At 58.1% G+C, this 14021-nt stretch carries 14 protein-coding genes; 1 reads left to right on the forward strand and 13 read right to left on the reverse strand.

The window, feature by feature from the left end:
* Window positions 1–225: 225 nt before the first annotated feature.
* The 3 genes from RHO23_RS24050 to RHO23_RS24060 form a co-directional block, all read right to left on the reverse strand.
* On the reverse strand, window positions 226–714 hold the full coding sequence (locus RHO23_RS24050; RefSeq protein WP_070941896.1) for a YbaB/EbfC family nucleoid-associated protein: 489 nt from the start codon (window positions 712–714) through the stop codon (window positions 226–228).
* Window positions 711–2240, reverse strand: a complete 1530-nt coding sequence (locus RHO23_RS24055) for a hypothetical protein (RefSeq protein ID WP_070922149.1) — start codon at window positions 2238–2240, stop codon at window positions 711–713. Before RHO23_RS24055 ends, RHO23_RS24050 begins: the two co-directional genes overlap by 4 nt.
* Before the next feature lie 960 nt (window positions 2241–3200).
* A complete protein-coding gene (locus tag RHO23_RS24060) occupies window positions 3201–3977 on the reverse strand; it encodes a hypothetical protein (RefSeq protein WP_423488427.1) in 777 nt (258 codons plus the stop codon).
* A gap of 1562 nt (window positions 3978–5539) precedes the next feature.
* On the opposite strand from RHO23_RS24060, the gene RHO23_RS24065 reads away from it, so the two are divergent.
* Window positions 5540–6502, forward strand: coding sequence for a hypothetical protein (locus RHO23_RS24065; protein ID WP_123771704.1), 963 nt, complete (start codon window positions 5540–5542; stop codon window positions 6500–6502).
* On the opposite strand, the gene RHO23_RS24070 is transcribed toward RHO23_RS24065, so the two are convergent.
* From RHO23_RS24070 to RHO23_RS24115, 10 genes are all read right to left on the reverse strand, one after another.
* Complete coding sequence (locus RHO23_RS24070) at window positions 6503–7282, reverse strand: ESX secretion-associated protein EspG (protein ID WP_116079893.1); 780 nt, start codon at window positions 7280–7282, stop codon at window positions 6503–6505.
* A gap of 14 nt (window positions 7283–7296) precedes the next feature.
* Window positions 7297–8721: a hypothetical protein gene (locus tag RHO23_RS24075; RefSeq protein ID WP_123771705.1), complete on the reverse strand. Its 1425-nt coding sequence runs from the start codon at window positions 8719–8721 to the stop codon at window positions 7297–7299.
* A 46-nt stretch (window positions 8722–8767) separates the two neighbouring features.
* Window positions 8768–9112, reverse strand: a complete 345-nt coding sequence (locus tag RHO23_RS24080) for a hypothetical protein (protein WP_070941902.1) — start codon at window positions 9110–9112, stop codon at window positions 8768–8770.
* Window positions 9113–9254: 142 nt separating this feature from the next.
* Window positions 9255–9539 (reverse strand): hypothetical protein, encoded by a 285-nt coding sequence (locus RHO23_RS24085; RefSeq protein WP_070922153.1) that lies wholly within the window; start codon window positions 9537–9539, stop codon window positions 9255–9257.
* Window positions 9540–9558: 19 nt separating this feature from the next.
* Window positions 9559–9843: a WXG100 family type VII secretion target gene (locus RHO23_RS24090; RefSeq protein ID WP_070922154.1), complete on the reverse strand. Its 285-nt coding sequence runs from the start codon at window positions 9841–9843 to the stop codon at window positions 9559–9561.
* Window positions 9844–9898: 55 nt separating this feature from the next.
* Complete coding sequence (locus tag RHO23_RS24095; protein WP_070941903.1) at window positions 9899–10714, reverse strand: ESX secretion-associated protein EspG; 816 nt, start codon at window positions 10712–10714, stop codon at window positions 9899–9901.
* Window positions 10711–11817, reverse strand: coding sequence for a PPE domain-containing protein (locus RHO23_RS24100; protein WP_070941904.1), 1107 nt, complete (start codon window positions 11815–11817; stop codon window positions 10711–10713). The genes RHO23_RS24095 and RHO23_RS24100 overlap by 4 nt, the downstream gene beginning before the upstream one ends.
* A gap of 45 nt (window positions 11818–11862) precedes the next feature.
* Window positions 11863–12156, reverse strand: coding sequence for a PE domain-containing protein (locus RHO23_RS24105; protein ID WP_070922157.1), 294 nt, complete (start codon window positions 12154–12156; stop codon window positions 11863–11865).
* 9 nt (window positions 12157–12165) lie between these two features.
* The gene (locus tag RHO23_RS24110; RefSeq protein WP_070922158.1) at window positions 12166–13518 is read right to left on the reverse strand and encodes a hypothetical protein; all 1353 of its coding nucleotides are present in this window, start codon (window positions 13516–13518) and stop codon (window positions 12166–12168) included.
* A gap of 6 nt (window positions 13519–13524) precedes the next feature.
* Window positions 13525–13812, reverse strand: coding sequence for a hypothetical protein (locus tag RHO23_RS24115; protein ID WP_070922159.1), 288 nt, complete (start codon window positions 13810–13812; stop codon window positions 13525–13527).
* Window positions 13813–14021: the final 209 nt, after the last annotated feature.

Consider the following 14021-nt stretch of genomic DNA (forward strand, 5'->3'; position numbering starts at 1 on the left):
GAATACCCCCCGAAGCCATTCGACCTGAGCCAGGTAGCCGTTCCCGCCATCGCCATTGGCGAATCGCTGACCGTCTTCCTTCGAGCCCCACGCTCCTGATGCGCTGTTCGCGTTAGAGAGAATGCTTTGGACCAACGTGTCGAATCGGCTGGCGAATTGCTCCGTGTGGCGTGCGTTGTTGCGCAACTGATCTGGTGTCAGATCGAAGTCTTTACTCACCACACATCACCCCCGGACACTGTGCCAGTGACCGTCTTCGTCTTCGTCTGCAGTGGGATCGATGTCTAAACTCAGCCGCTCGGATGCGTTGGGCGGCGCCAGGGACGGTTTAGGCATTTCGTTGACGAGTTTGCTTATGTCGGGTGCACCCTCGAAGAACTCTGAGAACGACGGAAAGGCCTTCCGCCGGTCCATCGCCGGTGCGATCAGCTCTTGCGCACGTGACTGTACTTCGCGCGCCGCGGTTTGGGCTGCCTCGGTTATGTGCTTGTTCAGGTCTTCAAGGTCGAACTCATCGAGATAGTCTCGGTCGATTTTGGTTTCGATCACCACGCCCTGGGCGTTTACAGAAACCGTGACCAGTCCGTCTGCGACCGTCGCCGACGCCACTAACGCTACCTGCTTCTTTTGCAGCTCAGTAATTTCAGATATCTGTTCTTGCGCTCGTGCGATAATGTCAACGAAATCGAAACTGCCGAAAGGTGTTTCACTCATGTGGTCCGCCTTCCTCGGACTCGTTCGGCGAATCGGGAGGCGAAGATGAACTCGATCTCGCCAGGCTGGCGTGAAGTTGACGCTTTTTCGACAACGCCGTCATCTGCGGCTAAGAAGTACATGCGCCCGATACCCATACTGCCTGGCTCGATAGGGGCGTAGACCTGCCAACCGCCGTCGATACGTGCTGCGCTCAGGGTGTCCATGGGGTACCCCACGGTATCGACACCGTGGTCACGGCAGAACTTGCGAACCTCAGCGATCGCAGCCTCTTTCGAGATAGGTGGGATGCGCGGAAGAAGCACCCCAGTCGCATCAAGCTGCGCCAATGCCTCTGCCAGACTGAAGGATTCGGGAATTCCATCTAGAAACATTCGTCTCACGTAACCTTCGGAGGCAATCCCGGCCTCACACGCACGCACAAAATCCAGGGCTGAGTAATGATTGCGGTCGGTCAACTCCACGCCGATTCGTTTCAGCACGGCTGTCACAAGTGTGACAGTGGTGTCGATGGTCCAGACTCCTGGCACTCCCCGTGCAATCTCATCAGTGGGGTTCCAGGCCGGCGTCTGGGTTCTCAGCGAGTCTGCCTCTGGCAGTGCAGAGCGATACCAGCTGTTGTGCTCCCACCAATAGCAGAATGACAGCATTCCCCGGCCGGCCCGCGGATCTAGATACAGCGTGTGTAGCCAGACTGGTGCTCCGCGATACAGGTCTGGGAAGGCCACCAGGCCCTTATAGCCAGCGGATAACAACGGTGAGTCGTCGCGGCCGCCGGAAAGCACCCCCCGGCCATCAGGCAGGCGGGACAATGTGCACCCACCGTTTTCGCCAATGTACAGCTGAAATGACGGATCAGCGCTTGGCCCGACAGGCGCATCCGAGCCATGGCACATGGCGGCGAGCGCGGCCATGCGTGCCCACAATGCGGGCAGTGGCGGAAGTTCGTCGTCAACACGTTGAACCAGAGCGGGATCAGAGTTTCTCTCAGCGCTGGCGTAGGCGGCTGCTGGGCTACGCAACTGGTGTCCGTCGTTAGCCATGTAGGCCAACAGCCATACCGGAGCGTCAGGCCGCGGGAATTCCTGGTAGTCCCGCAGGTACTCGTCGCTGGGAAGGAGTTGATCAGCCGGAAACTCGTTGTCGCCGTAGTCGAAGGCGACCTGAAAGTTGCCCTCGCTATCGCAATCGAACAGCAATCGGAACCATGGCCCTTGCTCACCAATGGTGAGAAGCCGGTGCCGGCGAACCGGTTCCATCAGCTCCACCGGGATTCTTATCTGCTGAGGCTCAGTGGGAGTGATCGCAACAACACTCGCGATCTCACCTGCCCCGGCCAAACTGAACGCGGCGTGTATCTGCTGCCAGCCAGCGGGCGCGAGCTGCGCCACCGCCTGCACTACTTGCTCCACCAGTGCTCGCGGGTCCTCGGGTTCTTGCTCCTGGTAGGAGATGCCTGGGATACCCCCGCGTGCCAGTGCTTCGCTCGCAATCCGAGCGGGGTCAAAGTCCTGCGGAGATGTCATGAAGCCCTTTCAGGTCTGCGCAAGCGAGCAAGGGGACGTACTACAGCCGCTCCTGCGTTGACCCAATACCATGGGATCACGCCAGAATCTCGGTGCGTTCGATCGACCTCTCAGACGCCCCCACGTCCTTCCCCTTGCTGTACCGATCCGCGATCTTTGGCCATGAGTATGCCAGATTGTGGAGATTCGCTGACTGCCTATCGTGGGTGGGAAGCTGTTCGGTTCTCGGTCAATATCGAAGTGATACATCTCCCGAGTGCTACTGCATCTGTAGTGCGTATTCCGGCACGCGACGGTCGACGTCAACGCATCCAGTCATGGCGGCCGTGTCTCCCGGCTTGGGAATGTTGCGACATTTGCGGGAGTGTGACGAACGTGCGACTTTTCTCCGTGCGCCGCGAACCGATCGTCTGTCGTGGCTTTGTCGCGTGTAGATGCGTCATTGCATATCTTGGGCCGTGTACTTCATTCAGACAGCTTGAACGTCGTCACATTCGAGGGGAGCTGGCCTTACAGATTCGGAGTTGTCCTCGCTGGATGACCAACGTGTACAGCCGCCCTCCGTAACCTTCTCCTGGCGAGCGATACAGAACAGGGATCGTCCAGTTCGGTCCGATGCGGTTGAGCTGCCCAACGCTTACAGCATCCAGTTGGCCTAGCTCGGGATTGGGCTCTTCGCGCGTGTAGGGGATCGCAATCTGGCGTTGCGGGCCGGTGCACATGAGAGCCGCCATATTGGCAACATTGCGGTCGTTCCGTGCCCGCACCCAGGCCCGGATAGTTGATTCGGCGACCTCGTATGCCTCCTGATCGCTCATGGAGTCGCTGGCAGGAAGAGCATGGATGGTGGGGCGAGGACGCATTACAGATGAGACTGAGATGCCGAGAAGCAAAACTGAGACAACTGCCACGGCGATCCAGATCGCCAACTGCACTCTCGGGCTGAAGGCCGTAGATGGCTTAGCCACTGCACATCCTTAAGGTTCCGTCTTCCTTACTCATGACGAATGTCCAGATGAAGTATCCAAGGTCCTGTTCTGCGATGGCCCGGCTAGCAGCGCTTGTCAGGGGGTGAGCGGCTGTGTAAAACACCTTGATTTGAACATAGGACCCTCCATCGACAAAGTCTGTAAAGCCCGCGATTGTGATTTCTGCTTCGCGGCCGGCAGGGCCAGATTCAACTGTGGTGAGTTCCTCGGCAACCAAGCCGCTGGGAGCGGCGCAAGCCAACTGCCGCAGCCACACCGGATCGTGGCTCTTTTCGTTGTCAAACCACGCTCGTACGAGGTCTTGCGCTTCCTGCTGGAGAGCGGACACAGGCGGTGCGACGTCCACTGGGATCGGACTCGGCTTCGGGCCGAAGAACATCCAGAGCTGCAGGGTCGCTGCCACGATTAACGAAATCGCACTAAGGCCAACTAATCCGTTACGTAGGCGTTTCAATGCGGGCGACTGGCCGTATTTCAAGCAGGTCTGCGGTGGTTGTCCGGGGTCGATGTCGATGACGAGCTGAGACCAGTTACCAGAGTCCTTGCGATGCTGCCTCAGAAGTTGTTGGACGGCAGTGGGTATGGGTATCCACGTTGAATCCTTGGGCGCCGCCGCAAACACCTTGCCGCGGCTCGCGGATGTGAAGTCGCCTCTGATGTGGAGCCATCCAGATGGTGCCCGACGCGATAATTCGCTCGCGATTTGAGCGACTAGCTCACTCGAATCTGTCTGGCTTGCCTGACTCAATGCCCATCCCTCCGTGTGCAATGGCTGCCCGCCCTCTCGCTAGAGACATGCTATGTGGTGGGCCTGCAGTGCGGCACACTGCAGGCATGTTTCTGACCGCTGTATCCGCGCTCCTTCCGACTGCGCGCGCCGTGACAGACGAAGAAGTGCGCGCAGTTCCCAAATGGCGCGGCATCGCCGAATACCCAGGTGCCACGCCGGTTGACATGGCAGTTGAGGTGGGTAGGTCGGCTGTCGTGCATGGTGGACGCGCGCTGTCAGAGTTCGATTGGGTTATTCACGCCGGGAGTGGCTATCAGGGTGCGAGAACGTGGCCAGTGCACCATGCAATCCAACATGCCGTTCTTGGTGATCGAGGAAATGCCTTAGAAGTACGCCAGTACTGCGCTGGAGGTTTGACATCCTGGGTGTTGGCGGCAGATATCTGCAAGCCTGGACGATCGGTGCTATGTACGGCCGCCGACAACTGGTCGTGGACGGACAGATTCGCGGTATCACGTGAGATTGCGGGTGAGCCGTTTGCTGATGTCGCGAGCGCGGGAGTTCTTTCGGCTTCATCCGGCTTTGCTCGCGTGATCGGAGCAGGATCCTCGAGTCGACCGGCTCATGCCGAGGCATGGCAAGCGAGCGGAAGATTCTGGGAGCAGATGGACAAAGACGAGTTTTGTCAGGTTTACGCGAACGCCCAGTCTAAATGGGATACCAAATCTTCTCGGGAGACAGTTGAAATGATAGCTGAAGCAATCGCGGACGCCATCGCGAGGGCGGGTCTAAGCCCGACGGAAGTGACTCTCTTCGTTACGCCTAGCTCGTACCGAGGGGAGCCTTACCGATATCTTGCAGGCCGTTTTGGCATCCCATGGAATGAATACCTACACCAATTCCACCTAGAGCATGGATATTTAAGCGTGTCAGGGCAGGCATGTGCCATTGTGCACTCGGCAAGCGCGGGTCTCTTGACCGACGGTGCAAACATTCTAGTTGTAGCGACCGAATACAACGTTAGTTGTACCGCGATGGTGATAAGAATTGATAGAAATCCACAGATCGTCGTCTCCGATAGTGTTATCACTGTCTATTGAGCTAGCTAGAGTTATGATGACATCATGAACACTGAATGGGCGATGCCCTCTGGTCCTCCGCCAAGGGACAAGCGTCGGTGGTGGCCGGTGGTAGTCGCAGTTATTGTTGTTGTTATTGCCACGGCAGTTACGGTGGTAGTAGTGGGCAATAAGGGATCGCGCACGGGCGCGGACCAACTTCCACCGATTGTGAGCGGCCAGGTATTGTTATCGCCGGTTCGGTCAAAGCCAGTGCCTGGGTGGCGGACAGATATGTCTTCCCTGATTTCAGACGCAAAAGTTGCTCCGCGGCCTCGTCTGTTTAGCTCAATTCGCGATCGTGCGTTCTTCGTGGCCACTTCCGAGGAGGGAATTGACAATTTCAGACATTGGTTAGTAGCCCTAGATGTTACCAGCGGGAGACCGTTGTTTCATCCCATTGAAATTTCTGGATACGGGACGCTTCAGTGTTACTTGAACGGACCATCCAGGATAGTGTGTATGAATTATTCAGTGAACAGTAAGTCTACCGATTCTGACAATATTCCAACGCAAGTGTGGGTCGTTGACGCGGTGTCGGGGCGGATAGTTGCAAATTCGCTAACAGAGCTGCGCCCCAGTGAGTCGGTAGCTGCGCCGCATATCGGTGTCCAGCAGGTTGGTGATTACCTCGTAGCATTACTGCCCGGTGTCGGATGGCGTGGTGTGGGTGAAAATGGAGAGTTGACGTGGCAGGTGTCAGGGGAGGGGCGTACTCTGCGGACTGTTGATCGCCGCTATTTTCCTGGGGATCCGGCTGTACCTATTGGGGTTGGCAATACGGGTGGTGCATCGGCTGTAGCATTTTCTGCTGTCGATGGAAAAGAGTTCTCATCGGACGGTGGTGAGTGGATTGATCCCATCGTCGGTGGGTTTGTCGTGTCGGGTCCTTCTATTCGATTCTTCGATGAAAAAGGTGTAAAGCGTGGAGAGTTCAAATCCGATAAAAACGCCTCATGGGAGCCAGCCTCTAATGGACAGCTAGCGATAATGTCGGTTAGCGATATTGTTGGTAGTGGAGTTAAACAAGTGGTCTTTAATTCTAGTGGAACCAAAATCGCCGAGCTCAACACGCATTCGCTGGGCTCATCGATCAGGGTCATTGGCGATTACATATTCACTGGATCCGACAATGAAAAAGATGGGCCCGCAGTTTGGAAGAAGTTCAGTCTACGCAGCGGGAAGGCCATTTCCGAATGCTCTGGCATCGGCTTGAGCCGATCAAGCTTTGTGGGCTCCGACGGGACTGTAGTTATTGGGAAAATTGACAGCCCAGTGTCGAGTGACCGCGATATTGTTCGTGCAGTTGACAGCAACAGCTGTGAGCCAGTGTGGGAGGTTGAAGGGCACCCGGCACTGACCGCAGTGAACGAAACACTGATACAGACCAGCGAGAGTGAGGTTTTTTCGCTGGTTAGCAGCTAGCTACTCGGAGCGCTGCGACTTAAGGTCGGCGATTTCCTTGGAGATTGATCTATTCACTTTTTCGAGCAGTTGCTGTCGGGTCACCGGCGTCGCATATTCGTGCGGCTGTTCGACCATGTAATCGCCATGGCGTGTCGCGATCCAACCGATTGGTCCTTTGACACGATCGCGCCCCCATTGTCTGGCAGGACGCCATGCCGTGTAGATTTCGCCACCCGCAAGAAGATCTGTATATGGGACAAGCTTGTGGGCCGGCTCGGAGGTGCTGAAAACGTTCGCTTTGATAGGGACGTCGCTATCGTCTTCTCTCGGTCGCGAAGATACGGGTGCTGTAATGCCGATACTCGGTACAGTGATGGTTCCGAGCGCACCGGGACGTCCTGTCATATCAACTAGCTTCACCACTTCTGGGCCAATATCGTATGCCGTTACCTGCTGCACTGATATGACGTCATGGTCGTCCTGCCGGGCGATATACCCGATATCATTCCATCGGGTTGCCGACACATCTACCGATGGTTTTCCGTCGGCGTAGACGTACATGCACTCGATGCGGAGATCCGCGTCACGTAGCTGGACATCGAGCCATCGCCGAAGGTGGTCGAATTTTCCGGATTTGAATCCATCAAGAACAGATGCGCGGAATACGCGAACGTCGTCGGCGGATTCATAGGGTATCGACCTCGTGAACCGGAAAGGGTACGGCAGAAAATCTCGGCCGTAGTGTTTGGAGAGAGTATCCAGTTCGAGTACCGATAGGGTACCGATTATCTTCGGCATGCTGGCGATAGTGCTCAGGCGTTCGGCGGTGTATCGGGCTTCAAATTGCTTTGTTCACCGATTACCGGCAATACGGCATCGGCTTCGCCTACTATGTCAGATCCATTGGCTCGGGTCCGCAACGCCTTGTTAACCTTGTGCTCCTTGCCATCTCCCCCGCGCTGACCTGCGGCAGGGCCGCCGCCTGCACCCATCCCGGAACCGGATGACGTGCTGAGTCCTGAGCGTGACGTCGCCGGTGTTGCACTGGAATTCGTTGATGCCGCGGCAGCCGGCATTGCAGTTCTGCTCGCTAGGGGCTTCGGATTGTTTCCCCCCGAGCCAAGCCCTCCGCCGCCCGTAGAGCGAGGTAAGCCTGACATTTTAGATGCGGTGCTGCCTAGTGGCCCACCCAACCCGAGCGTTCCCTCGGGGAGCGTTGGGCTGTTACTGAGTAGACCCTTAGTAGAGTCGGCTAGCCCCTTGACCGCATCTGCAGCTTGGCTGGCCAGCCCCTTTGCTGCGTCACTTCCGCTCTTCAGGGCGTCGTTGGCGCCACTGAGCGCAGACTGTAGCGCCTGAGCCGGATTGGAATTCTGATTCTGATTCGGCAGTGTAGTTTGCTGAGGCGTCGTATTTGTGTTGAGGTTTTTGAATTTCGACGGATCAGTATTTAGTGAAGGTGTTTTAGGGGATCCTCCCGGACCCGAGGGCGTATTAGGTGTAGCCACGTTGGGAGTTGGTCCGGTTCTGTTCACAGCTGGGGTTGCATCTGCGGTGAACTGTGGATACGCCCTTCCTACTTCGGTGAGACCCGGCACGTAATTTCCGGTCATCACCTTTCGGACATAATTGTTGTACTGCTCTTCCACTTCTTTTTGGTCGGGAGTGGTAGTTGTAGTGTTTGCATCAGCGCTGAACGCGGCGTAAGACGTGGTTGTGGTCTTACTCTTAATGTCTTCGTTATAGCGGTACACAAGGGAGGGTAATTCACCGTGCGGATCCTCGACTACCTTCTTTATGGTGTAGCTCAGCGTATCGCGGAACTTATGCGCCAGCTCAGCTCCGCGTAAGGAGGCACTGCCGATATAGCGGGGTTCCTCTATCGATGATGCCGCGTTATCGTATGCGGCCTTTATCGCTTCGCCTTTCCAGACCTGCCCGTCGGCGGGGGCGTCCCTGAGCTGTTTTATTTTGCCCTCGAACGCAGTAGCAGCGGCCTGTAGTGTAGTGCCAATTTCTCGCCACGCGGCGTCAATAGACGTAGGCACTATGCTGTCGCCGGGATTGGGGCCAGCACTCCACACAGCCACCATCTTGCCGAAGACTTCCCTCCATTGTGCAGCGGAAAAATCCTCCATGAAAAGGTCTTTGGGTGTGATGCGAAGTGTGTTGGCACCGTTGGTGCCCGGGATACTCTTATCTAAGGCATTTGAGCCGGATACGTCGTCGTCGTTCACATAGGGTGCAGCATCAGGGTCGTCGTGGCACATAAATTACTACAATCTATGATTGATCTAGACTATTCAGGCTGTCATATGTAGCCTTAATGGCGCCCTGTAATTCTTCTAAGTATTCTCGGTATTTCTTGATGCTAGCTTCAATCTCGTTGGGCGCTGTTTCATTTAGCAGAGTGCGATACTTCTCCGCCGAAGTATAGTTGGGGACCTGGCCAATGCCTTTCAGGTCCTTGATTTTCTCCTCCGCTTTTTTAACCTCACCAAGGAAATTCGTAATTGCCTTGTCCCAAGAGTCCCAGGCTGCGTGGCTAAATGTTACGAACCCATCGCCACCGCTAGTCGCTGCGCTGCGGAAGTTCTTTATCGTCTGAATGTCCTGGTCAGTCGACACAACGAGGATCCTCTCTAGAGTCTGAACGATCTGGGCGTGGGAGGCCGCAACCTGGCTGGTGGGACCCGGTCGCCTTCAACGGACCGAGCCCCACCAGTGTTGGTTTCTTAACCGCAGCCTAGTCGCGCGTTAGCGCAGTGACTCAGAAACCGCCGGCGCGCTGACGGTCGAGTTCCTGCACGGCGTCCTGCTTGTTCTGCGCGGCAGTATGGGTCTGGTTGATGTCGTCACCCAGATCTTCCATGAGCTGGTCGATTTCGGCAGCCTTCACGTTAAGTGCTTCTTGGGTTTGGCCCTTGAACACTTCGTTGAGAAGCTGGAACCCCCTCTGGATCTCCTGGCGGAGTCCAACGATCTCTTGGATCTTGCTGGACATGCTCTCCAAGAAGCCGCGGTTTTCCTCAAAACGGTAAACAATCTCGCTCATAGTTCGTTCCTCTCCTGCGTTAGTTCTCTTGGTCAGCTGTTTGGAAGTGAGTCAGGGATTCCCGGGCGTAGGACATCGTTTCGTCCAGTTTTGCAATAAGGCGATTGAATTCTGAACCCTGCTCGTCCACCTGGTTACCGAACTTGCCGGAAGAATGCCCCTGCCACGAGGAGCTGATCATGTCGGCGCTCGTGTCCTGCCAATTCTTCACGGTTTGCTTTACCTGAGTGAGAATCTCCTCAGCCTGCCCTACCTTCTGGACCGCTACGTCGTACGAAACTTCGAGATTTGATCCCGTTGACATTTCTTCTCCTTCTTAGGTTCTGTGTAGATTGGGAGTGTAGGAACCAGTTGAATATCTATTGATTCCCCTTCCATCCGCATGGCAACAGCTCGATGAGCTGTCGGATGGCCTGTGTAATGGTGTGATTAGACGCACCTTTGATGGTTGCCCAGATCTGGCCGCTCGGTGCCAGACTCGGAGCCGACACCAACCGGCCCCGCTTCGTATAAAAGACTCCGACCGCGGCACGTGTCCGCTCAATGCGGTCCTCGCTTGTGTCAATTGCGTGGTACACAACCTCGGCGAATGCCATTCGGGTCGCCAACGCAGCCCCTAGTGTCATCGCGGCGCGAGTGTCAGCCCCAAGCGCCCTGACCCGGTCGGCGAGGATCGCTGGATCATGGGTCCCAAACAGCGCGTCCCGGACGGCGTCAAGCGGGGCACCCACCGGATCGACCTGGGCTGCCTCGGCACCAGGCAGCTCTGCGAGCAGTGTCTGGATTGCCTCCGGTGCCTCGGCGTGTCCAGAGATTTCGCGAAGCAGGATCTCGTTTTCGATTCGTCTGACCAGTGCCATGCGCTGGCCGTTGCGGACTACCGATACTCGAGAAATGCCGTCAGGGGTCACTAGACGCATCGAAAGGTCACGATCGGGGCGCTGCAGTAGTCGAACTGTTGCGATCAGCTCGGGCGAGACCTGCCCATCGACTATCAGGCCGCGCTCGGACAGCCGAGCGGTTGCGGCGTCAAATGCAGTGTCGAGTGCGGTATACGTCGCGTGCCTGGGCCTGATGGCCAGCACCACGGGTAACGACTGCACACCAATGCGATTAGCGATGACCTGTAGTTCGTCATCGGTAAGCGTGTAGGTACTAGCCAGCGCACTTGTCATGCGTTCTCCCGATCCTGACCGATTACAGGCGGGGAGACCCAGCTGTCAGAGACTTGCTCCAATGTGCGCGCCGACTCATTCGTGTCCCATTTCGGAACGTCAGGCTCGGCTGGTACCACCAGTTCGTCGAATACAGCGCTGGTGGGGGACCAGCTGACGCTTGATACCGCAAACGGTGAATCGTTTTGTCCTGCGGCAGGTAGCCAGGACTGTCCCGCGCCGGAGAGCCCGGCGGCGGCTTCGCCTCCGCCTTCGAGTGCTGACGCGGGTCGTATCGAATCGTGCTCGCGGTCGTTGTCATGGCCGCGGCCGGCGCCCATCATGCCGCCCATAGGGGCACCGCCCATGCCGCCCATGCCGCCTGCGGCGGCGCCGGCAGCACCAGCCGTGAAGCCGATGCGTTGCAACTGGGCAGGAGGGGCACTTTCCTTAACCTGACGGTCTTGGCGGGGGCCCAGCGGCGTTGGCGCCATTCCACCACCGCCACCACCACGACCGCCGCCGCCAGCAGCCTTCGCCGCGGCCGCTTTTGCGTCCTTCTCTGCTTTCAGTGCTTCGCCGGAGACAACCTGAGGTGGGAGCGGTTCTTCCCACATAGTCGCCAGCGGGGTGACGGCCTCCTCGTACTGGTTCATAACCATCGCGGCGTTCGCTTGATCGGCGGTGGCGGCTTCATCGAACTCGGCGAAGCTACCGGTGAGCACCGCACCGTTGTAAGCAGCGAGCGATTTCATCATGTCGTGCCGAGCCTTGTTCTCGACGGCCTCCGCCACGCTTGGCATCGCTAGTACCGCAACGGTGTTCGCAACCGCGGCTTCCTCGGCCCGTTGCCCGTTAGCGGCGGCGTTGATAGCGGTGGCCGAGAGCCATTCGCCGAACGCCTCCAGGCGCCCAATGACAGCCTCGGAGCCGGCGCTGCTCCATGCGGCACGCAACGTGTCGAGAATCCTGCGGTATTCCTCCGAAGCGGATGCGTGTGCGTTCGCGATCCGCACCCAAGCGGCGCCCGCTTCCCCCATCGAGGTGGGACCGGCACCGTCGGTGAGGTCACGCGCGAGCTGCTCAGTGCTCCGCGACTCCCATACGACATCAGTGAATCCCACGTTGACCTCCCCTCAGTTAAAACCTTGTACCGGCTAAGCCGGTTGTCAGACTCGGAAGTCGGAATCAATTGCGGCGGCAGAACTCCCGTGAGCACGCATTGCTGCAGCAATCTCATGAAGTTCATTCAGGCCAGCTTGATTAGACTTGGCGTACGAACCCTTCACCTCGTTCATGGTGCTGGCGGCACGAACCGAGACCTCATCGCGCCCGGCGGCGATGACATTGAGCTTGGCGTCCTCGTCTTGCATCACCTTCTGAAGGCGGTCCGCCAACGCGTCGAGCTGTTTGCTTGCCTCGGCAACGTCACCGGTGTTCATCGAGAAATCTGAGCTAGCCATGTTCTTCTCCTAGATTCTTAGGTCGATTTCTTGCACTTCGTGTGGATCGGCCTCGCCGATGACCGGCGGTGCCACGCTGCCAAGATCACCGATGATTTCGCCGCCTTGGTCACTGGTGTGCAGGAAATCGGCTGACGTGTGACCGCCGCTGTTCTCGCTGCTTGCCCCTCGGCTGCCGGCTCCCGGTGCCATACCCATACCGCCTCCACCCATGCCGCCGGCAGCACCTCCTGCCGCTGAGATGCGAGCACCAGAGGATCCGACCTTGGCAGCTGAATCGCTGGTGCTGCCGGAACCCGGCATCGCTGCAGCGGTCCGCGCACCGAGGCTCTGCTTGGGTGTTGAGGCACCGCTGCCGCCGCCGCTTCCTCCACCTGGCTTGGCAGTATGGCTAGCGGTTGACAGGGGTTTTGCTGCACCGGTGGCCTTCGCGGCGCCATTCGACGTGCCCTTGGCAGCCGACGTCATCTGCCCGATCAAGCCGGTTCCGGTTTGGATGCCAGTCCCCAGGCCCTGGGTGACCATGCCCAGCCCGGAGCTGAGGAGCCCAGTCACCGCCTGCAGCGCGGGCCCCATCATCTGCATGCCGATGCTGGCGACGTCGACTGGGGCGCCGGCAGCGGTAGTGGCCGCAGCATTACCCGACAACTTAGCCTCTGCCTCCGCCATGACCTGCGAGGTCTCGGTGGTCGCTTTTGTCGCCGCGGCCATCACTTTGGCGTAACCCCACGGAGTGGCGATATCGCCCCCGACTGACTGCACGGTTTGTTGGTACTCCTGCAGGATTTCCTGCACCTTCTGACGTGTCTTGGCTGTCGTTTCGGCAGCTGATGCGGTTTCCGAACCAAGTTTCTGGCCTTGGTTCGAGAGATTGGCGCCGCTCTTGGCGGCCTGCGCAGACTTGTTCGCTGCAGCGTCGGAAGCCTGGCCCGACCATCCATTACCCGCGCCTGAGGTGGATTTAGTGGCCGAACTCAGCGCAGACGTCGCGCCTTCGATGGCTTTGGAGACCGATTCGAACATCTTGGTTGGGTCGAAAGCCTGAAAGATCCCGGTGCCCAACGAACTAAGGGCCTCCGTGACAGGCGAGATGAGCGACGAAGGATCCATCGGATTGCCTTGTGCGGCGTCGCCCTGACCATCCTGATTCTGGCGATCTTGCCCCGGCTGCTGCCCGTTCCCCGGCATGGGCGGAACGCCGAGCCTGTTGAGGATGTCGTGCACCGGCAGATTGAGAAAGTCGGCGAGATTCTGCTCTGATGCATTGATGACCGGGCCCGGGTCGTAGCCCGGGACCTGGTGCGCCAGTACCGTCGTTGGGCCTGTCGCTACCGGGCTTGGAGGTGGAGTGACGTCAGCCATGACGACTTAGGCACCTGAGTCCGCGGCCTTGAATGCCACGTTTGTGGCTTGGGTCGCCATACCAATCCCGGTGTGTAGCGCAGATTGCTGGAGTGCACCGGCGATATGGCTAGCTTGCGCCGGCCCAAACGCGGCAAGGAACTGCACTCCAAAAGGGCCGACAGCCTGGGATACCTCGGCCACGGACTGGGCCGTGTCGACGCTAGCAGCCTGCAAAACCTGCGCACCGCCTTCGACGGCTGTCGTCGCAAACTCGATGAGCTTCGACCAGACCGCTTCGACATCTTTGCTCATTGATTTCCCGCCTTCTGACTCCGTTCAACCGACCACGGCCGGTTGCTTCCCCTGCAGTTGAAGCCGAGCATAGCTGGAGCATCCGGATGGGGCCAGTTGTAGGTACGGAATTCACGAAGAATGCTGGTTGCCAGCGCCGTCACCGACTCGTTCATGATGCTTAGCGCGACTTGGATTGCACAGAGGACCCCGCGGTTACCGGACGCTAC

The organism is Mycobacteroides sp. PCS013 (genome assembly GCF_049532645.1).
Classification (GTDB): domain Bacteria; phylum Actinomycetota; class Actinomycetes; order Mycobacteriales; family Mycobacteriaceae; genus Mycobacterium; species Mycobacterium gwanakae.

Coding starts and splice junctions, on each gene's coding strand:
- RHO23_RS24110 (WP_070922158.1), bottom strand. CDS start 13,518: ATGGCTGACGTCACTCCACCTCCAAGCCCGGTAGCGACAGGCCCAACG.
- RHO23_RS24090 (WP_070922154.1), bottom strand. CDS start 9,843: ATGTCAACGGGATCAAATCTCGAAGTTTCGTACGACGTAGCGGTCCAG.
- RHO23_RS24050 (WP_070941896.1), bottom strand. CDS start 714: ATGAGTGAAACACCTTTCGGCAGTTTCGATTTCGTTGACATTATCGCA.
- RHO23_RS24070 (WP_116079893.1), bottom strand. CDS start 7,282: ATGCCGAAGATAATCGGTACCCTATCGGTACTCGAACTGGATACTCTC.
- RHO23_RS24065 (WP_123771704.1), top strand. CDS start 5,540: ATGAATTATTCAGTGAACAGTAAGTCTACCGATTCTGACAATATTCCA.
- RHO23_RS24115 (WP_070922159.1), bottom strand. CDS start 13,812: ATGAGCAAAGATGTCGAAGCGGTCTGGTCGAAGCTCATCGAGTTTGCG.
- RHO23_RS24105 (WP_070922157.1), bottom strand. CDS start 12,156: ATGGCTAGCTCAGATTTCTCGATGAACACCGGTGACGTTGCCGAGGCA.
- RHO23_RS24085 (WP_070922153.1), bottom strand. CDS start 9,539: ATGAGCGAGATTGTTTACCGTTTTGAGGAAAACCGCGGCTTCTTGGAG.
- RHO23_RS24095 (WP_070941903.1), bottom strand. CDS start 10,714: ATGACAAGTGCGCTGGCTAGTACCTACACGCTTACCGATGACGAACTA.
- RHO23_RS24055 (WP_070922149.1), bottom strand. CDS start 2,240: ATGACATCTCCGCAGGACTTTGACCCCGCTCGGATTGCGAGCGAAGCA.